The following is a 23,757-nucleotide window of genomic DNA, read 5'->3' as shown; positions in this document are numbered from 1 at the left end:
ACGGGGCCTTAAACTAGCTACTCAATTATAAATCAAGTTTTTTAATTATTGGGGTGGCTAGAACGGGATGTCGTCGTCGAAATCCATTGGTGGTTCATTGTATTGTGGCTGCTGTTGAGCAGGTTTTTGCTGTGCTGGCTGCTGAACTGCAGGCTGCTGTGGCTGGCCCCAACCTTGTTGTTGTGGAGCTTGCTGCTGCATACCACCTTGGTTCATACCACCCTGCATTGGAGCACCGCCACCTTGACGGCCGCCTAGCATCTGCATAACACCGTTAAAGCCTTGAACCACAACCTCTGTTGTGTAGCGGTCTTGACCATTTTGGTCTTGCCACTTACGAGTCTGAAGTTGACCTTCGATGTACACTTGAGAACCTTTTCTCAAGTACTCGCCAGCCACTTCTGCCAGCTTGCCGAATAGTGCAACACGGTGCCACTCAGTTTTTTCGCGCTGTTCGCCAGTCGCCTTATCACGCCACGATTCAGAAGTCGCGATTGTAATATTCGCCACGGCACCGCCGTTTGGCATGTAACGAATTTCTGGGTCGTTACCTAAGTTACCCACTAGAATGACTTTGTTTACTCCACGGCTTGCCATGTTTTGCTCCGTAACCACAGTGTGTTTTAAAATAGCCCAGTAGGATACCACGAACCAACCAGACAGCAACAGCGCTTATGTGAACTATCCTACAATCCAGCGCACGTGTCTGAATATAAGTCTAGCGTTGAAACTTCAGACCTTCTACAAAATGCGCCCACCTTATATACATATCAGTTACTTGATTTGCTTTAACTCTCTCCCATTTTACGTTGTAAACGCTGGAAGCCAAATTTTATAAACTTCAATATGCACGCTAGTTCAGTGGCAAAATTAATAATGATTATGAGAAAAAATAGCTATAAGCGAACCATACAACACGTCAGTTTTGGGAAAGACCTAGAAGTCACGCAGCGTGTGAGTGAGCTATCCAACCTATGCATCAACAGTATCGAAACCATCACTCCAAACGACTTGCTCAATGTCGCGTCGGGCCCCAGAAATCGCATCCTTCTCTTTGATTATGAAGAATCCCTAGACCTATTCAAACAAGTGCTAAATCTGCCCCTTGCTAGCAAAAATTTTGAGACGATTCTCATCAACGTTCCTCACAGGCTAACGACTGAAGAGATTCTCAGATATGGTCACATCAAAGGACTTTTTTATACCCATGAGGATGCGAGTAAGATTACCTATGGGTTTGGCGAGATCATCAATGGAAAAAATTGGCTACCAAGAGACGTTGCGAGCCAGCTTTTGCATCACTATCGCTATGTTGTTTCGGCGAATACCTCTACCACAGTGGTAGACTTAACCTCACGAGAGATAGAAATATTACGCTGCTTGCAATCAGGTGCGAGTAATCTCGAAATTTCTGAAGATTTATACATAACGGAGTCGACGGTAAAGTCTCATTTGTATCAGGTTTTTAGAAAGCTATCGGTCAAAAACAGGCTCCAAGCTATTGCGTGGGCAAACCAACACTTGCTGTCATAAGCAATCTCTCTTCTACAAAAATCAGACCCATTACTCTTTATTTTACAAGCATCTTTATCACTTGCATGTGAATCGAACTTCACAATATTTCTACTGTCATAACCCAACGTTACTCTGTAGACTATGACGTATTCGCCATCGTTGGCAGTGAATTAAAACTTATAAAGATAAAGGGTCTTATCATGATCAAAAAGTGCCTATTCCCAGCAGCGGGCTATGGAACACGCTTCCTACCGGCAACTAAATCGATGCCTAAGGAAATGATGCCAGTCGTTAACAAACCTTTGATTGAATATGGTGTGGAAGAAGCCATTCAAGCTGGTATGGACGGTATGTGTATCGTTACTGGACGTGGCAAACACTCGATCATGGATCACTTTGACAAGAACTACGAGCTTGAACACCAGATCAGTGGTACCAATAAAGAAGAACTGCTGGTCGATATTCGCGACATCATCGACTCTGCGCATTTCACCTACATTCGCCAACGCGAAATGAAAGGCCTTGGTCACGCGATCCTTACAGGTCGTGAACTGGTTGGTGACGAACCGTTTGCTGTAGTCCTTGCCGATGACTTATGTGTTAATGAGGACCAAGGCGTACTCGCACAAATGGTTGCGCTATATAAGCAGTTCCGCTGCTCTATTGTTGCCGTGCAAGAAGTGCCAGAAGATGAAACACACAAGTACGGCGTTATCTCTGGTGAGATGATCAAAGACGATTTATTCCGTGTTGACGACATGGTTGAAAAACCAGAGCAAGGCACAGCGCCAAGCAACCTAGCGATCATCGGTCGCTACATCCTAACCCCAGATATCTTTGAGCTTATTGAGCAAACGGAACCTGGCAAAGGCGGTGAAATCCAAATCACTGACGCCCTTCTTAAACAAGCCAAAGCGGGCTGTGTTCTCGCCTACAAGTTTAAGGGCAAGCGTTTTGACTGCGGAAGCGTGGAAGGTTATATCGAAGCAACCAACTACTGTTTCGAAAATCTTTACCTAAAAGACGAAAAAGCCTCAGAGCTGGGTAAGCACGCGACCAAAAAAGCTTAAGCGCGTTTAAGCTCACTGAATCATGAAAATGGCCACTGCTTAGTAGTGGCCATTTTTCTTTCAAATCCTGTTTTTTTATCCAGTACTTCTTTGCACAAACTTCACACTATGTAATACTTGTCACACTACGTATTACATGAGTGGCAACAATGGACAAGATCGAAGTTAGGGGCGCTCGCACCCATAACCTTAAAAACGTCAATCTCACAATTCCTCGCGACAAACTTACCGTTATCACAGGCCTCTCTGGCTCAGGCAAATCATCTCTTGCTTTTGATACCCTATATGCAGAAGGTCAGCGTCGCTATGTAGAGTCCTTGTCCGCTTATGCAAGACAGTTCCTTTCGCTCATGGAAAAACCGGATGTTGACCACATCGAAGGTCTATCACCCGCTATTTCCATTGAGCAAAAGTCCACCTCTCATAATCCACGCTCAACCGTGGGTACCATTACTGAGGTCTATGACTATTTGCGATTGCTGTACGCTCGAGTTGGCGAACCGCGTTGTCCTACCCACAAGGTACCACTGGCTGCTCAGACTGTAAGCCAGATGGTTGATAAGGTGTTGGAGCTTCCTGAAGGCTCCAAGATGATGTTGCTTGCTCCGATTGTTAAGGAGCGTAAAGGGGAACACATTAAAACCTTAGAGAACCTTGCCGCTCAGGGCTTTATTCGTGCACGTATCGATGGTGAAACCTGCGATCTCTCCGATCCGCCGACTCTAGAGCTCCATAAAAAGCACACCATCGAAGTCGTTGTGGATCGCTTCAAGGTACGCGATAACCTGCAGCAACGTCTGGCTGAATCTTTCGAGACGGCACTTGAGCTTTCTGGTGGCATCGTTGGCGTCGCTTGGATGGATGAGCCGGAGAAAGAAGACATCATCTTCTCAGCGAACTTTGCATGTCCATATTGTGGCTACAGCTTACAAGAACTAGAACCTAGATTGTTCTCGTTCAACAATCCAGCGGGCGCTTGTCACACCTGTGACGGGCTCGGTGTACAGCAGTATTTCGATCCTGACCGAGTCATCGTAGATGAAACTCTCAGCATTGCAGATGGGGCAATCCGTGGATGGGATCAGAAAAACTACTACTATTTCCAAATGTTAACTTCGCTGGCAAAGCATTATGACTTTGACCTGTTTGCGCCGTTTAAATCACTCCCAAAGAAAATTAAAGACGTCGTATTAACCGGCTCTGGACGCACTGAGATCGAGTTCAACTACGTCAATGACCGCGGTGATATTCGCGTCAAACGTCATCCATTTGAAGGCATCTTGAACACCCTAGAGCGTCGCTATCGCGATACAGAATCGAACTCGGTTCGTGAGGATCTGGCTAAGTACATCTCTACCAAATCTTGTGGAACGTGTGGCGGAACTCGCTTGCGTGAAGAGGCGCGGAATGTCTTTGTCGACGATACGACTCTGCCAGAAATCGTTGAGATGAGCATCAGTGAAGCGATGGCTTTCTTCCAGTCACTCAAGTTAGAGGGTCAGCGAGCTCAAATCGCCGAAAAGGTGATGAAGGAGATTAACGATAGACTCCACTTCCTTGTCAACGTCGGCTTGAACTACCTTAACCTATCTCGCAGTGCTGAAACCTTATCTGGTGGTGAAGCTCAGCGTATTCGTTTGGCCAGCCAAATTGGTGCGGGTCTGGTTGGGGTAATGTATGTACTGGATGAACCCTCCATTGGTCTCCACCAGCGTGATAACGAACGCCTGCTTAATACCCTAACCCACCTAAGGGATCTCGGAAACACAGTTCTCGTGGTTGAGCATGATGAAGATGCCATTCGCACAGCCGATCACGTGATTGATATCGGTCCAGGTGCTGGGGTTCATGGCGGCTCAGTGGTTGCTGAAGGCACGATTGACGACATCATTGCATCAGAGCAATCCCTTACGGGTCAATATCTGAGTGGTAAACGCGAGATCGCTATCCCTGAAAATCGCACCCCGATGGACCCGAAAAAAGTAGTTACGCTACAAGGCGCGACGGGTAACAACCTGAAAAATGTCGACCTTACGGTACCTGTCGGTCTGTTTAGCTGTATTACTGGGGTGTCGGGTTCAGGTAAATCTACGCTGATTAACGATACCTTCTTTAAGATCGCCCATACCCAACTCAATGGTGCTACGACTGCAGAGCCTTCACCATACAAGAAAATTGAAGGGCTTGAGCATTTTGACAAGGTCATTGATATCGACCAAAGCCCTATCGGTCGAACGCCACGTTCAAACCCAGCAACCTACACCGGTATCTTCACGCCAATCCGTGAGCTGTTTGCAGGCACACAAGAAGCTCGCTCACGCGGCTATAAGCCAGGGCGCTTTAGCTTTAACGTGCGCGGTGGCCGCTGCGAAGCATGTCAGGGTGATGGCGTCATCAAGGTAGAGATGCACTTCCTTCCTGATGTATACGTGCCTTGTGATGTGTGTAAAGGCAAGCGATACAACCGTGAAACACTGGAAGTTCGCTATAAAGGCAAAACGATTGACGAAGTTCTACAGATGACCGTCGAGGACGCAAGAGAGTTCTTCGACCCTGTTCCAGTTATTGCCAGAAAACTACAAACCTTGATGGATGTGGGCCTGTCGTACATCCGTTTAGGTCAAGCAGCAACCACGCTGTCTGGTGGTGAAGCACAACGTGTGAAGCTAGCGAGAGAGCTGTCTAAACGCGATACGGGTAAAACCTTGTATATCTTGGATGAGCCGACAACGGGTCTGCACTTCCACGATATCGAATTATTGCTGTCAGTACTGCACCGTTTACGCGACCACGGTAACACCGTTGTAGTCATTGAACACAACCTTGATGTCATCAAGACCTCTGATTGGATCATCGATTTAGGTCCAGAAGGCGGACAAGGCGGCGGTGAAATCATCGCAGAAGGCACGCCAGAAACTGTGTCCCAAGTCGAAGGTTCTCACACAGCACGCTTCCTAAAACCTATGCTAAAAGGTTAAATTAGAGCATCATACATAGGAGGTCAGTTTGACCTCCTATGATTTTCTTGAGTTTAACTAGTCGCGAACATGGCAATCATTCATACCAATGGAACGGAACTCGAACCAGTAAAGGTTCGCCCTCCTCTTAATCGCAAGTTTATGACCGCCATGGCGGTGCTATTCCTTATTGCGACGCATCTATTTTGGCCGAACCCTGGGGGAACCGGTCTTGCACTGTCGTTCAATAACACTGCATGGGTCGTTTTCTCGATAGCCATTGGCTTAGGGCTTTACCAGCTAGGCACTAATCGAGTGCTAAAATTTAGCAAACTAACCGTAGGGCTTGGGCTTTCCTGTGTATTGATGACGCTTCCGTTACTCTACAGCGGTCCAGATATCGCGTCTGTAGCACCTCGATATGTCGCCCTATGGTTTGGTTTTTTATTTTTTGTATTGCTGCAGCAATTTCAATTTACCAACAAACAGAAGCAGCGCTTGCTGTGGCTCGTCGTACTCGCTTCTCTCATTGAAGCCTCAATCGGTTATGCTCAGGTCCTGCTGCTCACGCCTAACAATTGGTTCGGCTACGATGTATCGACTAACCGTCCCTATGGCATTTTTCAGCAGCCCAACGTCATGGCAAGCTTTCTCGCTACAGGTTTCGTGCTCTCTGGCTACTTACTCGCTAGGCAAAAGCATAAGTACAACTGGCGAATCAGTGACGTCTCTATCCTCTATGTCACCCCCATGATTACCATACCTTTAGTTGTAGTACTGGGCTCTCGAACAGGTTGGCTTGGCGCAGCGCTCGGGTTTGTATTTCTTGTTCCATATCTTTACCGCCACTCGACCAGAAAACGCTTTAGAGGCTGGACTCTCGCCACTCTTGCTGGTTTAGCTCTAGGACTGCTTTTAGGGTTCGGTAACTCAGGAAGTCAGAATCTGATCACGCAAAAGTCGAGTCTCGAAGATGTGCGTTCAACCATCTATAGCCAGTCTTTAGATATGTTGATTGAAAAGCCATTCACAGGCTACGGACTGGGTAAGTTTGAATCGGAGTATCTGATTTATACCGCGAGACAGCACCAGCTAAATGAAAGCTTTGCACCGGGGATACCAGCACTTGATCATCCACACAACGAAATGCTGTTTTGGGGAATAGAAGGTGGTCTACTCCCAATGCTCGGCATTCTACTGGCTGCTCTATTTGTCTTGAGTCGAATCTACACCGCGAAAAAAGGGACTCGACTCGCTATATTTGCACTGTTTCTGCCCATCGCTTTGCACAGTCAACTTGAGTACCCGTTTTACCATTCACTGATCCACTGGATCACATTCATTATTCTTATCTACTGGGTCGATCAACGTACGCCAAGGATCAAACAGCTCTCTTTTACTTCGTTTACCAAAACGCTCTCTAGAGTTCTGTCGCTGCTCATCCCTATCTTGGTCAGCGTGTATATGGTCGCGGCGCTGCACACCAACTATGTACTGACCAAATTTGAAAAGTCGCAACCAGTCGACGCAAGTCTACTAGAGCAAGTGACGAATCCTGTGGTTTGGAAAGACAGGTATCACTGGGATCTATACAGCACCTACTTAAAACTTGGACTCGCAACCGGAAACCCAGAGTATATTCAGCCTTATATTGATTGGTCAGTCGAGGTGATTAAGAGTAAACCCAGACCAGCCTTCTATCGAAACTTGATTTTGGCGTATCAAGGTAGTGGTGAGGTAAGTAAGGCCCAGCAGGTGCTCGCTGAGGCGCAATATCTATTCCCGGATCACACGTTTGCACTGGCACCTATTTCCACGCCAACCAACAGTCCCAGTGAGGCCGTAAGTTCTACGTCTACCACTCTCTAAAAAGCTGACCTTGCAAGAGTAGGCTCGATAGAATTCGTTCGTTAAAAAATGAGGCTCGCCACATCGGCGAGCCTCCTTTTTGTTTATTACCCACCCCATTCATAAAGCGCTGGGATATCGATAATGTCATTGTCGAATCGAATTGTTATCGACTGCGGCTCAATCGCCAGTAACTGAATCGAGTTGAGTCGATCACCCTCTTTCAGCTCTTGTCCATTTACCTTGATCCACCTTCGGTTCGAATCCGACGAGTACATGTGGGTCTGTAAATTAAGGGCTGGCAAACGGCCTCGATAGCGGGCCTCGTTGCTCTCTAGTGCGATATGGTCAGCATTGCGGAGCAGAGGGTTTTCCGGCTCATTACTCATCGCCGCCGCCACTTTTCTCGCGATATCTGGATCAAGGCCGCTCAAATCAAGATCATCCAACCCAAAAGGTTCATTAGACGTGTTTGCTGGTTTTGGGGCGTTAAGAGCTGGCTCTGAAACACTAGGCAACTCTCGATCGATGTTTGATGAAGCTTGTATAGCGGCCGTTGGTTCAGGTATTGGCAGCGGCGCTACATAAGTTCTTTTAGGGAGCGGCTTTAACTCAGAAAACGTCGGATACGTTAATACTGAGTATCCTTCGCTATCAACTGGACCATTAGATGGGTTTTCAGCAAGTGCTGCACTGCTCGTCAACGCTAACAGAAGTAGGCTCATAGACGTAACCTGACTCATTGCAAAGCCTCCTCAGGGTTATTCCAAACAAGGCTAGGTGCATCGGTCTGAGTCATAAGCTCTAGCTGTCGGAGTGTGTTTCTTCCAGCAATACCATCGACATCCATATTTTGCCAGCGTTGGAAGATCTCAACTTTACGCTCTAGTGTTTTATCGAACACATCACTGCCAGTTGGCTGGTCACCCAACACTTGAGACAGTTTGCTATCCAGCAGCAACACCTGCTCGCCTTGTTGATTCAAGCGCAGTGTCGAGTAGATCTCACGTTGCCAAATCGAGTAGTACTCACCGGTCCATAATGACTCTAGCCACGCTTTCGGCATGGCAATACGTTGAGTACCATTGAGCACCTCAACCTCATCACCTGCCACTCTGTAGAGCACCACATAGCCTTCTCGCCCTTTATGATACAAAGGCATAACAACAGGGAGGTTTTGTGCGGTGATCTGCTCTAACGTACCAAGGTACTTCTGGCATTGAAACAAACCATTAGTCTCAGAATCGCACATGCCATCTAACACGCTTGCTCTATACCCCCAAACGGCATAAAGCTCCTGGATCGCAGCAATTTTGTCGTCACGATTTAGCAGTTGCGGAATCAATTCGGCAGGGTATAGAGTCTGTTGCGGCTGAGGCTCTTCGGCAATCACCGCTAGCGCATCCACGGGTGTCTCGACAGGTGCCGTTTCATTGGGAACATCAATCGCCTGCAGCGACGCCCATGAGTGCTGAACCCAAGACAAGGCATCAGCCCCCTTCCAATACAAGCCCGCCGCGACACACACACCCAGGACGGCAGGCAGAGCATATTGACCTATGGCTTGACGCCAAGAGCTAGATGTTGATTTGGCTGTATTACCAACACCGGGAGCCTGAAACGAGAGAATATCTTCACACGCTTTGAGAGCGATAGATTTTGACACTCGCTTCTCACCTGAATGGTAAGCGTACTGCAAGGCTTTGTCCCCAATTAGGTTAATCAGCCTTGGAATACCCTGACTCGCATTGTTAATCGCCGCTACCGCCGACTTGTTAAATAACGAAGTCTCGCCACCTGCTGTCGATAAGCGAAACTCGATATACTGACGAGCCTCACCTTCTGATAGTGGCAGTAAATGATATCGACCCGTAATACGCTGTGCTAACTGGCGTAATTGCGTCGTTCTTAGCTTCTGTTGCAACTCAGGCTGGCCAATCAGAAGTACTTTCAGAAGCTTACGGTCATCGGTTTCCAGATTGGTTAAAAGGCGCAGTTGCTCAAGCACTTCTGCAGAAAGGTGCTGAGCTTCATCAATGACCACCAGCGTATTGATACCTTGCTGCTCATTGTGTTGCAAATACTGATAGATAGCTTGGCTTAACTGCTTGAGTGAGGCTTGCTCAGGATAAGAGATAGAGAATTCATCACAAATCGCTTCAAGCAGATCCTGGCTTGAAAACGTTGGATTTAAAATGAGCCCTGACGCCGTCTTATCATCAAGCGAAGCCAGCATGGCTTTGGCAACCGTGGTTTTCCCGGTCCCCACCTCACCAGTAAGCATGGCAAAGCCGCCACCCTGACCGAGTCCAGCTTGCAAATGCTGCATCGCTTCTCGGTGGCGTTGACTTAAAAACAAGTAGCGCGAACTCGGTACTATCGAGAACGGTACCTCGCGAAAACCAAAATAATCCTTGTACATGGGTTAACCTTACAATATCACTCAAAGCAAAGTACCATTGGCGCTCAGTAATGCCAACGGCTAAGTAGTAAAAAGGGGAGCCAATTTGCAAGTCTTTCTTGTTGGAGGCGCAGTACGCGACCAATTATTAAATATTGATGTCTACGACAGAGATTGGGTGGTCGTCGGAGCCACACCAGAGGCGATGCTTGAGCTCGGCTTTCAAGCCGTGGGCAAAGACTTCCCGGTATTTTTGCATCCAGATTCTAAAGAAGAGCACGCATTAGCTCGAACTGAACGAAAATCTGGTAAGGGTTATACCGGTTTCGAATGTTTCTCATCGCCGGATGTCACGCTAGAGCAAGACTTAATGCGCCGCGATCTCACCATCAATGCTATTGCCCAAGATGAAACAGGCAAACTTATCGACCCCTACAACGGGCAGCAAGACCTCGAACAGCGAGTGTTGAGGCATGTCTCACCAGCATTCAGTGAAGATCCACTTCGTGTCCTTCGCGTTGCAAGATTTGCCGCAAAACTTGCTCATCTTGGTTTTCAGGTAGCTCCCGAAACAATGGCGCTCATGCGCACTATGGTCTACGCAGGGGAGCTCGAATACCTAACGGCCGAGCGCGTGTGGCAAGAGTGGCATAAGTCGTTAACCACACAATCGCCTGAGGTTTTCTTACAAGTTCTTAGAGACTGCGGTGCCCTAGAGGTCGTATTGCCAGAGATAGATGCGCTGTTTGGCGTCCCGCAACCAGAAAAATGGCACCCAGAAATTGATTCTGGCGTCCATACCTTAATGGTGGCTAAACAGGTCTCACGATTAAGCGCACTGCCAACCGTACGATTCGCAGCCCAAGTTCATGACTTAGGAAAAGCGGTCACCCCCAAAGAAGAGTGGCCAAGTCACAAGCGACACACGCACACAGGACAGAAGATCATTAAGGCATTGTGCGCACGTGTACGCGTCCCCAATGACTACCGAGATCTTGCTATCGCCGTGTGCGCTCAGCATTCGAATGTTCATCGCGCATTTGAACTGCGCGCCAGCACCTTTGTGAAAATATTCGGCCAACTCGACGTCTGGCGAAAACCTGAAAAACTTGAGCAGGTATTAGTATGCTGCGAGGCAGACCATAAGGGTCGAAAGGGATTGGAGAAGGAACCTTACCCCCAAGCAGAGCGCTTTATGAATGCATATCGAGCCGCAGTTGGTGTTAATGTCCAAACCATTATTGCTGATGGATTTAAAGGACAGGCGATAAAGGAAGAGCTGGATAAACGCCGCAGTAAAGCTGTTGAATTGGCATTAGCTGAGGGAAACTAAAGCGAGTGAGGATGAATAGTGGCTCAAAGGAAAAGCTCTGAGCCACCATCAAGTGAAATTAGCTCATTAGCAGAAAAGCAAACAGACCCACACCTAAGATCAAGCGATAAATCACAAACGGCGTCATGCCCATACGTGAGATAAGTTTCAAGAAGAAGTGAATACAGATATACGCACTAACGAACGAAACAATGATGCCCGTTAACAAGAAACCAAAGTGAATCGGCTCGCTGCCAGTGGCTAATTTTAGACCAAGATACGCCCCCGCAAGCGTGATAATTGGAATCGACATTAAGAACGAGAAACGCGCTGCCGCTTCTCGAGTAAATCCAAGGTATAACGCTGCAGTAATCGTCGCACCAGAGCGAGAAGTACCAGGAATGATTGCCGCTGCCTGAGCTAGGCCAATGAATAACGCTTTCTTCCAGCCCGCTTGATATTCGTCGTCCGCCAGCTTAGCGTTTTTATCCACCCACCACAGCAACAAACCAAATACGATTGTTGTCGTCGCAATCACATAAGCGCTGCGCAGATAAAGCTCAATAATGTCCTTCATCAGCAAACCGAAGATACATGCCGGAATCGTTGCTAGAACGATCATCCACGCCAGTTTCGACTCTTTGCTTCGCTCTCCCTTGAAAATGGACCCAAATAGAGCACTAAAAAGAGTAACCACCTCTTTTCGGAAATAGATCACCACCGCAGCCAGTGTGCCTACGTGTACAGCAACATCAAATGCCAGGCCTTGATCTTCCCAGCCCAAAATAGCCGAAGGCAAAATAAGGTGCGCGGAGCTAGAGATTGGCAAAAATTCGGTAAATCCTTGCACCAAGGCCAGTATAAAGGCTTCAAAATAACTCATGATTAATAACTACCAACTAAAATTGAAAATCGATTTTTTTCAGCGAGTCTACATCGGACATAGTCTCTAAAATCTGTTCTACCGTTCGCCCATCATTAGGAATAACAAGCTGCGGGTCGAGATCATACAGTGGCTGTGTGACAAAGGAATACTTAAAGATATCTTCACGCGGAACTAACGGCTTTTTTTGTGAGATTTCATTTCCATACAACAAGATATCAAGATCAAGCGTGCGATCCTGAAACTTCGCCGCATCTGCCGCCCTGCCCCACTTTATCTCAATCTGTTTTAACACTTGGGAAAGCTCAAACAAATTGAGATCGGTATCAACTCGCACCACCATGTTATAAAACTCACTGCCATCGAAGCCGAATGACTCACAGGCATAAACGGGCGAGAGTGCAAGATTGCGTCCTAGAGATGTCAGTTCTACGAATGCCGCTCTGATGTGCTTTTCACGCTCCACATTGGTACCGATGCCAATGTAAGTAGTGATCATGCTTGGCCTCGCTCAATAACGACACCAACGCTTTTTGCTTGAGGAACAGCGCCAGGTTTAGCAAGACGTATCTTAACCCAAGGCACATTGAATTGATTTTGAATGATAGCGGCAACCTCTTCGGCAACACGCTCTACCAGGAGGAAGCGCCCATTCTGGATATGGTTGAGTACTGCTTCACTTACTTTTGAATAATCCAAGGCATCAGCAACATCATCACTTTTTCCTGCTGGCGCATTATCATGAGCCATTTCAATATCAAGAATAAGCTTTTGTTTAATCTCTTGTTCCCAGTCATACACACCAATGGTGGTGATCACTTCAAGCTGCTCAATGAATACTTTATCCAATGCCATGATTTGTCCTTTGATTAGAGGTCGGATACCCATTTATCGGGAAAAAACGTACTATTTTCGTTATGATATCAGTCCCTATGGATAATTTCTTGCGAAAAGGGTTCCAATGACACCAATAGCACTCGCTATGATTATTGCAGCTTACCTGCTTGGCTCTGTGTCGAGTGCTGTACTGATCTGTCGTCTACTCAGACTGCCCGATCCAAGAACGGTCGGGTCCAACAACCCCGGAGCGACCAATGTCTTACGTACTGGCGGAAAAGGGGCTGCTGTTGCTGTGCTTCTTTGTGACATGCTGAAAGGGACGATTCCTGTCTGGAGTGGCTATTACCTCGGCATCGATGCTGTCGTGTTGGGTGTCATTGCGATTGCTGCATGTTTAGGTCACATGTACCCACTGTTTTTCCATTTTAAAGGTGGAAAAGGAGTGGCGACAGCGCTGGGAGCCATCGCACCCATTGGCTGGGACTTAACGGGATTAATCACCGGGACATGGTTATTGGTTGCCGCTCTGTTTCGCTATTCTTCTTTAGCGGCGATTGTGACGGTTCTCATGGCACCTGTATATACCTGGATGGCACGCCCACTATTTACCCTGCCAGTTGCCATGCTTAGCTGTCTTATCCTATTAAGGCACCATCAAAATATTCGCAGGCTATTTGAAGGGACAGAGCCAAAGCTAGGTAAGAAAAAGACCTCCTAGTTACCTATCTTCCTAACAAAAAAGAGCAGCCTAAGCTGCCCTTTTTTGTGCGCGCGATGTTTGCTGCTTACGCATGCTGAGATAAAAACTCGCTCAGCATCCCCGTCACATACTCTGGCTGCTCTAAGTTACTAATATGACCTGCAGAAGGGATCACGTTGATCGAGCTTCCAGTGATCAGATCATTCATTAGGTAAGACTCAAGCACTGGGCGAGGCTTATCTTCTGCACCAACGGCAATCAAGGTCGGCAATGCAAATTTTTCAATCTCATCACAGAGGTCACGGCGACCAAACACCATTCGACCGATTCGAGCAACTTGATCTGCCTGCTCACCTGACAAAGCGGCAAGTTTGGTTTCGAAACCTGAAACCAACTCTGCATTGTCTTGCTTGGCATTATTGGCAAAAAACAACGGCACAACCGCGTCGACAATGGGTGCGGGTACCATCTTAAGCTCAGAGATCGTCGCTAGCATTGAGAAGTACTTGGCATGCGCAACCTCTGGTTCTAAACCAACGAAGGTATCCATCAACACTAAACTTTTTACTCGAGCTGGAGCCAGAGCCGTTAACTCCGAGCCCCACATGCCGCCAACCGACAAGCCGACGATTGAAAACGTCTCAACCCCAAGCTCATCCATTAACGCCAACAAGTGCTTGGCATAATCGGCAAGATTACTCATTGATGCAGGTGCAGCTTGCGACTGTCCATGAGCCCACAAATCAGGAACGATACAACGATAGTGCTGACTCAGCGCTTCTACTTGCGGCTGCCACATTTGGCTATCCCACAAATAGCTGTGACCAAATAGGACGACCGGCCCTTCGCCGACATCCTGATACGTCATGACTTGTCCTTCAACGGTAAACTGCTTCATGTTGTCGTATTCCCTAATTAATAACCATTACTTTGCTATTCAAGACTGTAGCACGATAAGCCAGTCTCGGACTTTAGGAGTTTTGTGCAGAAATGTCATTAAAAAAGGCCACTTGCGTGACCTTCATTGTTAACCTTTTATCGGACTTAGCTGATCAATTGGCCAGCGTGGTGTCGCCTCAACCGAAAGTTCGGCCGCTTCACCATTTTTAAGGCGCTGCATGCCCGCGTATGCAATCATCGCCCCGTTGTCGGTACAAAACTCAGTGCGTGGGTAATACACCTCACCACCGATTTTGCTCGCCAGCGCCTCTAACTCTTTACGCAGGAAACGGTTAGCACTCACACCACCCGCGATAACGATACGCTTCATACCCGTTTGCTTTAGGGCACGCTTACATTTAATTGCTAGAGTTTCACACACCGCCTCTTGGAATGCGTAAGCAATGTCTGCGCGAGTCTGCTCACTATCATCGTTCGCCGCGATGGTATTCGCTGCAAACGTTTTAAGACCCGAAAAGCTCATATCAAGACCCGGACGATCCGTCATTGGACGTGGGAACTTAAAGCGACCCGGCGTGCCTTTATCAGCAAGCTTAGAAAGCAGCGGCCCACCTGGGTAATCAAGGCCCATTAGTTTCGCCGTCTTATCGAATGCTTCCCCGGCGGCATCATCAATAGACTCACCAAGGATCTGATACTCACCAATGCCTTTTACTTCAACGATCATGCTGTGTCCGCCTGAGACCAACAGAGCAATAAACGGGAATGGTGGTGGATTGTCTTCCAGCATTGGTGCCAGCAAGTGTCCTTCCATATGATGCACGGGCACAGCAGGCACACCCCACGCGTAAGCCATGCTACGTCCAATCGTCGTACCAACCAGCAGCGCACCCACCAGACCTGGACCAGCGGTATAGGCCACACCGTCAATATCTTTTGGTGTCAGATTTGCTTCTGCTAATGCTGCTTTGATCAACGGGATCGTTTTCTTCACGTGATCACGTGACGCCAATTCAGGGACAACACCGCCGTAATCAGCGTGCAGTTTTACCTGACTATATAGTTGATGGGACAGCAGTCCTTTTTCATCATCATAGATTGCGATGCCTGTTTCATCACAAGAGGTTTCAATACCTAGAATGCGCATATTGTTCTCGACATATTTCGAAATTGGCGCAATATTACCTCGTCACGAGCTTGCAAACAAATTTTGTACAAGAGATAGACGACAAAGTACTTTACAAAGGGCATGTGATCGGATTAAAATTCCGCACCATTTTTGATCTAGCTGGTTTTACGCTTAGAACAGAGAGTTCCATTGAGAGTTCTTAGTACTAACCAACAAGCGCCAGCATTAATGAACAGTTAACCCCTGAGGTGAAAGGCATATGCCAGTAGTTAAAGTACGTGAAAACGAACCGTTCGACGTTGCACTACGTCGTTTCAAGCGCTCTTGCGAAAAAGCAGGTATCCTTTCTGAAGTGCGTCGTCGTGAGCACTATGAAAAACCAACTACAGTTCGCAAACGCGCTAAAGCAGCAGCTCAAAAGCGTCACGCTAAGAAGCTAGCTCGCGAAAACGCTCGTCGCGTTCGCCTGTACTAATAACTAGGTCCAGATAGGATTTTAGTTATGGCTCTGATTGATAAACTCAAAGAAGAGCAAAAATTAGCGATGAAAGCCAAGGACAAATTGCGCCTTGGTACTATTCGTTTAGCCTTAGCAGCCATCAAGCAACGTGAAGTAGACGAACAGATTACTCTGGGCGAAGACGACATTCTTGCCGTGCTGACTAAAATGGTTAAACAACGTCGCGATTCTGTTACGCAATTTGAAGCAGCGGGTCGTCAAGATCTTGCTGAAGCTGAGCAAGCTGAAATTGCCGTACTTGAGGATTTTATGCCTCAACCACTGACCGATGATGAAGTTGCAGCACTGATTGACAGTGCCATTACCGAATCTGGTGCAGCGGGCATGCAAGACATGGGTAAGGTAATGGGTGTGCTTAAGCCACAAATTCAAGGTCGTGCAGATATGGGTAAAGTAAGTGGTTTAGTTCGCTCTAAACTCGCTTAATTACTCAACCAAAATTGCAACAAGCCGTGCTATCCTTTGGAACGCACGGCTTGTTTGTATCTAACTCTTGTAAAAAGGTTTTATGGCAGGAATCATCCCTCGTAGCTTTATCGATGACCTACTCGCTCGACTTGATATTGTCGACGTCATTGACGCACGCGTAAAACTGAAGAAACAAGGTAAGAACTACGGTGCTTGCTGCCCATTCCATAACGAAAAAACCCCTTCTTTCAGCGTAAGCCAAGAAAAGCAGTTCTATCATTGCTTCGGCTGTGGCGTACACGGTAATGCTATCGACTTTCTCATGGAATATGAACGCCTCGAGTTTGTTGAAGCGATTGAAGAGTTAGCTTCGTCATTAGGATTAGATGTTCCAAGAGAACAGCGCAGTGGGCAATCGGGTAATTTCTCCAAAGGACCTACCGCTAGTAGCGAACAGAAACGATCTCTCTATGATCTCATGGGGACCATAGGTCAATACTACCGAGATCAGCTTAAAGTTTCTGCAAACAAAGTCGCTATAGAGTATCTAAAGGGCCGTGGACTCTCTGGAGAGATTGTTCAGAAGTTTGGCATTGGCTATGTCCCTGATGAATGGGATAGCGTGCGTAAGAACTTCGGTCAACAGAAAGCCACCCAAGACATGTTGGTGTCTGGTGGTATGTTGATAGAAAATGACAAGGGTAACCGATATGACCGCTTTAGAGGTCGTATCATGTTCCCTATTCGTGACCGACGTGGTCGTGTGATTGGTTTTGGTGGACGTGTTTTAGGCGATGGTACGCCCAAGTACCTAAACTCTCCTGAAACGCCAATCTTCCATAAAGGCAAAGAGCTTTATGGCCTTTACGAAGTGCTGCAAGCCTATCGTGAACCACCACAGGTACTTGTCGTAGAAGGCTATATGGACGTCGTGGCGCTGGCACAATATGGCGTTGACTACTCTGTCGCCTCTTTGGGCACCTCAACGACGGGCGATCACCTTCAGGTGCTGTTTCGCCAAACCAGTACTGTCGTGTGCTGTTACGATGGTGACCGTGCGGGTCGAGATGCTGCTTGGCGCGCCATGGAGAATGCCCTGCCTTACTTGAATGATGGTAGGCAGCTTAAATTCATGTTCTTGCCAGACGGCGAAGACCCTGATTCATTCATTCGCCAAAACGGCAAAGAGGCGTTCGAAGCCGAAGTACAAAATGCCATGCCATTGTCTGAGTTTATGTTTTCTTCACTCATGCAGCAGGTCGACGCCCGCACGAAAGAAGGAATGGCAAAGCTTAGCACTCTAGCGGTTCCATTGATCGACAAAGTGCCCGGCGGCACATTGCGACTATACTTGAGGGAGCTTCTAGGACGTAAACTGGGCCTTGTCGATGAAAGGCAACTGCAACAGCTGATCGATAAGCAAGGTCAGCAAGAAACGCGAGCTCAGCCTCATAAAGAAATTAAACGCACACCAATGCGTGAAGTCATAGCTCTCCTTTTACAAAATCCGAGCTATGCTGAAATGGTACCTGATTTGTCCACAGTGAGAGATTTGTCACTGCCTGGGCTGAATTTATTTGTGGAAGTGGTTGATAAATGTCAAGCACATCCCCATATGACTACAGGCCAGCTATTAGAACAATGGCGTGGAAGTAGTAATGAGGCACTTCTGTCTCGTCTCGCAAGTTGGGTCATTCCACTTGACGACGACAACCAAGAAGACGTATTTATCGATTCATTGGACAAAATTTTATCCCAATGCATTGAAAAGCAAATTGAAAACCTGCAGGCCAAAGAAAGAAGTGTCGGCTTATCAGTCGAAGAAAAACGGGAGCTGCTAGCCTTGATGCTAGACTTAAAAGCGTAACCCAATTCAGTTAGTCAGCAACGAATAAATTTGTTAATATTAGTGGTTTGCATTTCGCATACTAAAATTCCTTCACCAGATCTTAAGTTGGATATCGTCTATGGACCAAAATCCGCAGTCACAGCTGAAGCTACTTGTCATTAAGGGCAAGGAACAAGGCTATCTGACCTACGCAGAAGTAAATGACCACCTACCTGAAGAAATCGTCGATTCAGAACAGGTAGAAGATATTATTCAGATGATTAATGACATGGGTATTAAGGTAGTAGAGACTGCTCCTGATGCTGATGATCTTGCTCTGAATGATGACAACAACATTACTGATGAAGATGCAGCTGAAGCCGCTGCAGCTGCACTTTCCAGCGTTGAAAGTGAAATCGGTCGTACTACCGACCCTGTCCGCATGTACATGCGTGAGATGGGTACTGTTGAGCTATTGACTCGCGAAGGCGAGATTGACATTGCTAAGCGCATTGAAGACGGTATCAACCAAGTTCAAAGCTCAGTGGCAGAATACCCTGGTACCATCCCATACATTCTTGAACAGTTTGATAAGGTGCAGGCGGAAGAACTTCGCTTAACTGACGTTATCACTGGCTTTGTTGATCCAAACGAAGAAGAAACCGCGGCACCTACTGCTACGCACATCGGTTCTGAACTGTCTGAAGCAGATCTTGAAGACGAAGATGAAGAAGACGCAGAGAGTGATGACGACTCAGAAGATGAGGAAGAGGAGGATACAGGTATCGATCCTGAGCTTGCTCTTGAAAAATTCACTGCGCTTCGTAACACCTACCAAGATCTTCAACTAGCTGTAAACGAATTCGGTTACGACAGCCCACAAGTGGCTAAGTCGCACGAGCTAGTACAAGAAGTATTCCGTGAGTTCCGTCTAACGCCTAAGCAATTCGATCACCTGGTAAACGAACTGCGCACGTCTATGGACCGCGTACGTACTCAAGAGCGCCTGATCATGCGTCAAGCGGTTGAGTACGGCAAAATGCCGAAGAAATCGTTCATCGCACTGTTCACAGGTAACGAATCAAGTGATGCGTGGCTAGACGAAGTTCTTGCTTCTGACAAGCCATACGCAGAAAAAATCAAGCGTTACGAAGATGATATCCGCCGCTCTATCCAGAAGCTGGACATCATCGAAGAAGAAACTTCGCTTTCTGTACAAAACATCAAAGATATCAGCCGCCGCATGTCTATCGGTGAAGCGAAAGCTCGCCGTGCGAAGAAAGAGATGGTTGAAGCGAACTTACGTCTTGTTATCTCTATTGCGAAGAAGTACACCAACCGTGGCCTACAGTTCTTGGATCTGATCCAAGAAGGTAACATCGGTCTGATGAAAGCGGTAGATAAGTTTGAATACCGTCGCGGTTACAAGTTCTCGACTTACGCAACATGGTGGATCCGTCAGGCTATTACGCGTTCAATCGCTGACCAAGCTCGTACCATCCGTATCCCAGTACACATGATCGAGACTATCAACAAGCTAAACCGTATCTCTCGTCAAATGCTTCAAGAAATGGGCCGTGAGCCACTTCCTGAAGAGTTGGCAGAGCGTATGCAAATGCCTGAAGATAAGATCCGTAAGGTACTAAAAATCGCTAAAGAGCCAATCTCTATGGAGACACCAATCGGTGACGACGAAGATTCGCATCTAGGTGATTTCATCGAGGATACGACGCTCGAGCTACCAGTAGACTCTGCAACGATGACAAGTCTGCGTGTTGCAACGAAAGACGTACTAGCTGGTCTAACGCCTCGTGAAGCGAAAGTACTTCGTATGCGCTTTGGTATCGATATGAACACTGACCACACTCTAGAAGAGGTTGGTAAGCAGTTCGACGTAACGCGTGAGCGTATCCGTCAGATCGAAGCAAAAGCACTGCGTAAGCTTCGTCACCCAAGCCGCTCAGAAACGCTGCGCAGCTTCCTTGACGAGTAATCGCATCAAGCTTTAACAAAAAGGTGAGCACTGGCTCACCTTTTTGTATCTTCAGGGTTTAAGTGACTAAAAAGTAAGCTCAATTAGCACCTACTGCATCTAGACACTTGGACGCCCTTACCCTATAATCATCCACCTATCGGCCCCTTAGCTCAGTGGTTAGAGCAGTCGACTCATAATCGATTGGTCCGCAGTTCAAGTCTGCGAGGGGCCACCATATACAGCAAGGCGTAGCGAGTTAGTAACCGCTACGCCTTTTTTTGTACCTGTCAAAATGGGTGATCTAATGGGTGATCTAGGGTTTTAACTGCCATTAGAAAAAGTCATATAAAAAAAGCGGAGCACCTAGCCCCGCTTGTTCTTGTAGTACCACCACCGTTTACGCCTGTTCTTCACCCTTTCGCCTCCTCTATGGCCCTGACTGCCTCGGCCTTGTCGTCAAAGTATCCTAAAAAACTGTGGCTATACTCCGCCCGCCATTGCTGCCGCTTAGGCATCCACTTCAAGCCGGGTAACGTTCGCGAGAAGTTCTCCAGCTTACCGATCAGCGTCCTGTGCTCTATGCCCACAATATCGCAGTAGTCGCGGCAGATAGGCGATAGCTTTAGCCAGCGCTCGGCCCGTTCCTGTTGTTCGCCTTTTCGCTTGGTGGCGTCTTCCACGGCTAGCATGATTACCGCGGCAAACAATCCAACCTCGGGCTGCTCTGATCGCCCTCTTGAATAACCAATCTCAAATTCTAACGCTTCCATAGCCCCCCCAGTAAGCAGCCGTAGAGCACACCGACCGCGGCATAGCTGGCGGTCAGCCCGTATAGTTCGATAATGTTTAGTGTTACCGTCATTCGCGTAACCTCCGCTCTAACTCTGATTTTGTGGCCTTAATGGTCCGGCTGATCACGTTACGCATTGCGCTCTCAACTTCTCTCCGACTTTCGCCAGCGGCAAACTGTGCCTCGCTACGTGTTGCCATGTTCTTAACGGCGTCAGTCAATAAGGCTTTTTGCAGTGCGTCCACATGGGTTACTAACTGCTGAACATGTTGAACGTGGATAAACTCGCGGCGCTTCTCGTTCAGCGCGAACTGTTGGGTCTCTGTCGTGCTGATATGTTTTGCGATCTGCGCTAGCTCTTTCAGCATATCGAGGTCGCCATTGCCAGCCGCTAGCAGCTCTCGCACTGTTAGGTCGTGGAAGTCGCGGGTGGTTAGCGTTCCTTTAAGGATTCTTGACGGGATCGCGTCGCTCTCCAATTCCACACCATGTTCGACTAATAGCTCCCGCACTGCTGGGTGGTCTAGCGACACTTGGCCGTTAGGCAATACAGCGTCAGATAGCGGCGGCTTCTCGAATTGGCGATAGAGCGAGGTGCGGGGGATGTTCGTCAGCTTGACTAGCTGGTTCTTGGTCATTCGTGTTGTCATGGTTTAGGTCTCTCCCTGAGGGGGTGGGAAATCAGTTTCCCGCGTTAGACTTTCCGAGTTACCCGGGGGCGCGAAACAAAACGGCAGGGGTGCCCCGGGGTCCGTACAGTACCTTGTGCCGTGAGCCGTGAGCGACACGCCATAGCGACGCGTCGCTCTCCGCTGCTAGTCGCACAATCCTAACTGCTGTCGCGCTCGGGCAAATGCTGCCGGGTTGAACGCGCCGCGCTGGTGGGGCGCTGCCCCCTGCGCTTTGCGCATACCGGCGACAAGCTCTTTAGCCTTAGCCATTTGCGGGCCGTCGGTTTGTGTCGCCCCTGCTTGCTGCTGGCGCTTGGTCTTTAGTTCCTCTGCTAGCTTGTTGGCCAGCTCCATTTGTGAACCGGGTGCGGCGGTTTGCTGCTGCGCTGCTTGCTTGCGGGCTAGGCGCTCCGCTGGTGTCTCTCGTTTAGCCATGATCAGGCCTCCTCTTGTTGTGGTCTTAGATCCACGGTGTAGCTCTCGTGGGTTGGTTGTTCTGGCTGCGGCTCTGCGGCTGGTTGTTCTGGCACGCGAGGGCTAGTAGCCATATTGTGCGCGACTTCGGCTAGGCGGCTGGTAGCCGGGCGCAATGGATCGGGCGTGTGGGCCGTGTAGCCTAGCGTTGCGACTAACTCGATCAGGCGCTTAGCCGTCCCGCCGCTAGTGGTTTGGTTAACTGCTCGGCTCCAGCTCTCTTTAAACTGCCCGATAGATACCGGGCTGGCGGTGCGTTCTAGCGCTTCGCGGAGTTGCTGACGCTCGTTTGAGTTGAGGGCTGCGTCATACAAGCCCGACGCTCGAACGTCGAATACTTGATCACGTTCAGCCAGTACCGCCACCAGTTGGCCGATCAGCGTTTCGGCTTGTTCTGTTAGCTCTTGGTGCTTCGCTGTCATTTCGTTAGCCGTTTCGGTGATAGCCTGTAGGGCCGCTTGCCTTGCTTTCGCTTCGGATTGGCGTTGTGCTTCATCTAGTCGGGCTTGTTCGTCTTGCTCTGCTCTCTCAAGCAGGTTCAACTTCTCGCGGAGCTGGGCGGCTTCTGCGGCGGCTTCATCAATATTTGATAGATCAGCCTTAGGTTTAAGGTTTGCAAGTGCAGCGCGAACGCTGGCAGCTAGCTGTTGGATTTTATTTAGTTTGTTCATCGGTCTTTTCCTCTAGTTCTTCGATTCGGTCGGCTAGTGCCTCGATTTCATCTTTAAGGGCTTTATGCTCCTTAATCATTTTGCTGAATGCTCTCATCAGCTTTTGCGATACTGCGTCCATGGTGCTGTTCTCCTGTCGTCATGGTTCGGATGGTATTAAGTGATGATTTGAATTCTTTGTGCATCTCACGCCATGCCAGCGGATCGACTAAGGCGATCGCGGCTGTGAGTTTCGCGGCTGCTGCTAGCCCGGTTGGTGTAAGGCTGGTGGTCATATCGTCGATCTCGTCCAGCAATGCCACAATGGAGGCCTGCGCCCTGTCGAAACGGTGGTGATCATCTATCACTCGCTGTAGGTGGTTGGCGGCTACTTCTTTCTTGTTGGCCGACATTAGATAGCCCGCCAAGTCTGAACGTTTGCCAGAATGTCGGCCCGATGCGCTGCGCCATGTGTCCGTCGCGCGGTCCAGTACCACAAAGGGGCGGTGTTGATCACAACCTAGGTCAGCCACCAGCGTTGCGCGGCCGCCCTCGGTGATGCGATAACCGATCAGCTTAGTCTCTTGCTGGTGCCCGCTATCTGTCAGCCAGCACGCTACGAGGTTGTCGTTGTCATTTGGTACGAAGTTGCTCATTTCTGCTTTTCTCCTGTTTTGCGTAACGCCGCCAGCTCTGCGGCTAATTCGTTCAATTTCTCTGTCGCTGCGGCTAGCCGTGCTATCGCGTCTGCCGCTCGCTCTGTCGTGTCGCTCATTCGCCTAAATCCTCTGTTCTGTTCCGATCTTGGATCGTTCCTTTGGAACGGCTGTAGGCCTTGGCGTGTAAGGGCTTAGCGGTTTTTTGCCAACTGTTCCAACCGCGTTCC

At 48.4% G+C, this 23,757-nt stretch carries 24 protein-coding genes and 1 tRNA gene; 11 read left to right on the top strand and 14 right to left on the bottom strand.

Translation table 11 applies throughout. The features are described from left to right. Window positions 1-57 precede the first annotated feature (57 nt). The gene (locus AC6I8U_RS02470; protein ID WP_042473381.1) at window positions 58-597 is read right to left on the bottom strand and encodes a single-stranded DNA-binding protein; all 540 of its coding nucleotides are present in this window, start codon (window positions 595-597) and stop codon (window positions 58-60) included. 285 nt (window positions 598-882) lie between these two features. On the opposite strand from AC6I8U_RS02470, the gene AC6I8U_RS02465 reads away from it, so the two are divergent. The 4 genes from AC6I8U_RS02465 (at window position 883) to AC6I8U_RS02450 (ending at window position 7,411) form a co-directional block, all read left to right on the top strand. Continuing rightward, window positions 883-1,533 carry a LuxR C-terminal-related transcriptional regulator gene (locus AC6I8U_RS02465; RefSeq protein WP_498018304.1) on the top strand — a complete coding sequence of 217 codons (651 nt, stop codon included), beginning with the start codon at window positions 883-885 and terminating at the stop codon, window positions 1,531-1,533. Window positions 1,534-1,715: 182 nt separating this feature from the next. After that, on the top strand, window positions 1,716-2,585 hold the full coding sequence (galU, locus tag AC6I8U_RS02460) for a UTP--glucose-1-phosphate uridylyltransferase GalU (protein WP_042473378.1): 870 nt from the start codon (window positions 1,716-1,718) through the stop codon (window positions 2,583-2,585). 149 nt (window positions 2,586-2,734) lie between these two features. After that, window positions 2,735-5,563 carry an excinuclease ABC subunit UvrA gene (gene uvrA / locus AC6I8U_RS02455; RefSeq protein ID WP_498017658.1) on the top strand — a complete coding sequence of 943 codons (2,829 nt, stop codon included), beginning with the start codon at window positions 2,735-2,737 and terminating at the stop codon, window positions 5,561-5,563. Between the two features lie 69 nt (window positions 5,564-5,632). After that, the gene (locus AC6I8U_RS02450) at window positions 5,633-7,411 is read left to right on the top strand and encodes a PglL family O-oligosaccharyltransferase (RefSeq protein WP_498017657.1); all 1,779 of its coding nucleotides are present in this window, start codon (window positions 5,633-5,635) and stop codon (window positions 7,409-7,411) included. A gap of 86 nt (window positions 7,412-7,497) precedes the next feature. Here the strand turns inward: AC6I8U_RS02450 and AC6I8U_RS02445 are convergent, their stop codons facing one another. Together AC6I8U_RS02445 and AC6I8U_RS02440 are read right to left on the bottom strand one after the other, a co-directional pair. Then, window positions 7,498-8,133, bottom strand: coding sequence for a general secretion pathway protein GspB (locus tag AC6I8U_RS02445; protein WP_498017656.1), 636 nt, complete (start codon window positions 8,131-8,133; stop codon window positions 7,498-7,500). After that, entirely contained in the window at window positions 8,130-9,812 is a 1,683-nt protein-coding gene (locus tag AC6I8U_RS02440) for an ExeA family protein (RefSeq protein ID WP_498017655.1), read from the bottom strand. Before AC6I8U_RS02440 ends, AC6I8U_RS02445 begins: the two co-directional genes overlap by 4 nt. A gap of 85 nt (window positions 9,813-9,897) precedes the next feature. On the opposite strand from AC6I8U_RS02440, the gene AC6I8U_RS02435 reads away from it, so the two are divergent. After that, on the top strand, window positions 9,898-11,124 hold the full coding sequence (locus AC6I8U_RS02435) for a multifunctional CCA addition/repair protein (protein WP_498017654.1): 1,227 nt from the start codon (window positions 9,898-9,900) through the stop codon (window positions 11,122-11,124). 58 nt (window positions 11,125-11,182) lie between these two features. On the opposite strand, the gene AC6I8U_RS02430 is transcribed toward AC6I8U_RS02435, so the two are convergent. Genes AC6I8U_RS02430 through folB form a run of 3 tightly spaced genes read right to left on the bottom strand, consistent with a single transcriptional unit; the run spans window position 11,183 to window position 12,841 of the window. Beyond that, window positions 11,183-11,986: an undecaprenyl-diphosphate phosphatase gene (locus AC6I8U_RS02430; RefSeq protein WP_042473366.1), complete on the bottom strand. Its 804-nt coding sequence runs from the start codon at window positions 11,984-11,986 to the stop codon at window positions 11,183-11,185. A 16-nt stretch (window positions 11,987-12,002) separates the two neighbouring features. Then, a complete protein-coding gene (folK, locus tag AC6I8U_RS02425) occupies window positions 12,003-12,485 on the bottom strand; it encodes a 2-amino-4-hydroxy-6-hydroxymethyldihydropteridine diphosphokinase (RefSeq protein ID WP_234495168.1) in 483 nt (160 codons plus the stop codon). Further along, window positions 12,482-12,841: a dihydroneopterin aldolase gene (folB, locus tag AC6I8U_RS02420; RefSeq protein ID WP_042473853.1), complete on the bottom strand. Its 360-nt coding sequence runs from the start codon at window positions 12,839-12,841 to the stop codon at window positions 12,482-12,484. The genes folK and folB overlap by 4 nt, the downstream gene beginning before the upstream one ends. A 106-nt stretch (window positions 12,842-12,947) precedes the next feature. Between folB and plsY the strand changes: the two genes are divergently transcribed. After that, window positions 12,948-13,544, top strand: a complete 597-nt coding sequence (plsY, locus tag AC6I8U_RS02415) for a glycerol-3-phosphate 1-O-acyltransferase PlsY (protein ID WP_234495166.1) — start codon at window positions 12,948-12,950, stop codon at window positions 13,542-13,544. 67 nt (window positions 13,545-13,611) lie between these two features. On the opposite strand, the gene AC6I8U_RS02410 is transcribed toward plsY, so the two are convergent. Both AC6I8U_RS02410 and tsaD read right to left on the bottom strand, forming a co-directional pair. Then, the gene (locus tag AC6I8U_RS02410) at window positions 13,612-14,424 is read right to left on the bottom strand and encodes an alpha/beta fold hydrolase (RefSeq protein WP_498017653.1); all 813 of its coding nucleotides are present in this window, start codon (window positions 14,422-14,424) and stop codon (window positions 13,612-13,614) included. 129 nt (window positions 14,425-14,553) lie between these two features. Next, window positions 14,554-15,573, bottom strand: coding sequence for a tRNA (adenosine(37)-N6)-threonylcarbamoyltransferase complex transferase subunit TsaD (tsaD, locus tag AC6I8U_RS02405; RefSeq protein WP_042473362.1), 1,020 nt, complete (start codon window positions 15,571-15,573; stop codon window positions 14,554-14,556). 241 nt (window positions 15,574-15,814) lie between these two features. Here tsaD and rpsU point away from each other — a divergent pair, with 241 nt between their 5' ends. From rpsU to AC6I8U_RS02380, 5 genes are all read left to right on the top strand, one after another. Beyond that, window positions 15,815-16,030, top strand: a complete 216-nt coding sequence (gene rpsU / locus AC6I8U_RS02400; RefSeq protein WP_001145625.1) for a 30S ribosomal protein S21 — start codon at window positions 15,815-15,817, stop codon at window positions 16,028-16,030. Between the two features lie 27 nt (window positions 16,031-16,057). Further along, complete coding sequence (locus tag AC6I8U_RS02395) at window positions 16,058-16,501, top strand: GatB/YqeY domain-containing protein (RefSeq protein WP_252012528.1); 444 nt, start codon at window positions 16,058-16,060, stop codon at window positions 16,499-16,501. Window positions 16,502-16,583: 82 nt separating this feature from the next. Further along, window positions 16,584-18,350: a DNA primase gene (dnaG, locus tag AC6I8U_RS02390; protein ID WP_498017652.1), complete on the top strand. Its 1,767-nt coding sequence runs from the start codon at window positions 16,584-16,586 to the stop codon at window positions 18,348-18,350. 100 nt (window positions 18,351-18,450) lie between these two features. Beyond that, window positions 18,451-20,304, top strand: coding sequence for an RNA polymerase sigma factor RpoD (rpoD, locus tag AC6I8U_RS02385; protein ID WP_498017651.1), 1,854 nt, complete (start codon window positions 18,451-18,453; stop codon window positions 20,302-20,304). A 141-nt stretch (window positions 20,305-20,445) separates the two neighbouring features. After that, window positions 20,446-20,521 (top strand) — tRNA-Ile (locus tag AC6I8U_RS02380). Between the two features lie 175 nt (window positions 20,522-20,696). Here AC6I8U_RS02380 and AC6I8U_RS02375 read toward each other — a convergent pair. From AC6I8U_RS02375 to AC6I8U_RS02350, 6 genes are all read right to left on the bottom strand, one after another. After that, entirely contained in the window at window positions 20,697-21,056 is a 360-nt protein-coding gene (locus tag AC6I8U_RS02375; RefSeq protein WP_498017650.1) for a hypothetical protein, read from the bottom strand. 88 nt (window positions 21,057-21,144) lie between these two features. Further along, window positions 21,145-21,726 (bottom strand): hypothetical protein, encoded by a 582-nt coding sequence (locus AC6I8U_RS02370; protein WP_498017649.1) that lies wholly within the window; start codon window positions 21,724-21,726, stop codon window positions 21,145-21,147. Between the two features lie 165 nt (window positions 21,727-21,891). Then, window positions 21,892-22,182, bottom strand: a complete 291-nt coding sequence (locus tag AC6I8U_RS02365; RefSeq protein WP_498017648.1) for a hypothetical protein — start codon at window positions 22,180-22,182, stop codon at window positions 21,892-21,894. 2 nt (window positions 22,183-22,184) lie between these two features. Continuing rightward, window positions 22,185-22,892: a hypothetical protein gene (locus tag AC6I8U_RS02360; RefSeq protein WP_498017647.1), complete on the bottom strand. Its 708-nt coding sequence runs from the start codon at window positions 22,890-22,892 to the stop codon at window positions 22,185-22,187. Window positions 22,893-22,963: 71 nt separating this feature from the next. Continuing rightward, window positions 22,964-23,527: a hypothetical protein gene (locus tag AC6I8U_RS02355; RefSeq protein ID WP_498017646.1), complete on the bottom strand. Its 564-nt coding sequence runs from the start codon at window positions 23,525-23,527 to the stop codon at window positions 22,964-22,966. Further along, a complete protein-coding gene (locus AC6I8U_RS02350; RefSeq protein WP_498017645.1) occupies window positions 23,524-23,646 on the bottom strand; it encodes a hypothetical protein in 123 nt (40 codons plus the stop codon). Before AC6I8U_RS02350 ends, AC6I8U_RS02355 begins: the two co-directional genes overlap by 4 nt. Window positions 23,647-23,757 lie beyond the last annotated feature (111 nt).

The sequence above is a fragment of the Vibrio sp. KUL80 genome (genome assembly GCF_059725495.1).
The sequence above is the reverse complement of the archived record's forward strand: the minus strand, read 5'-3'. Positions and strand labels throughout refer to the sequence as shown.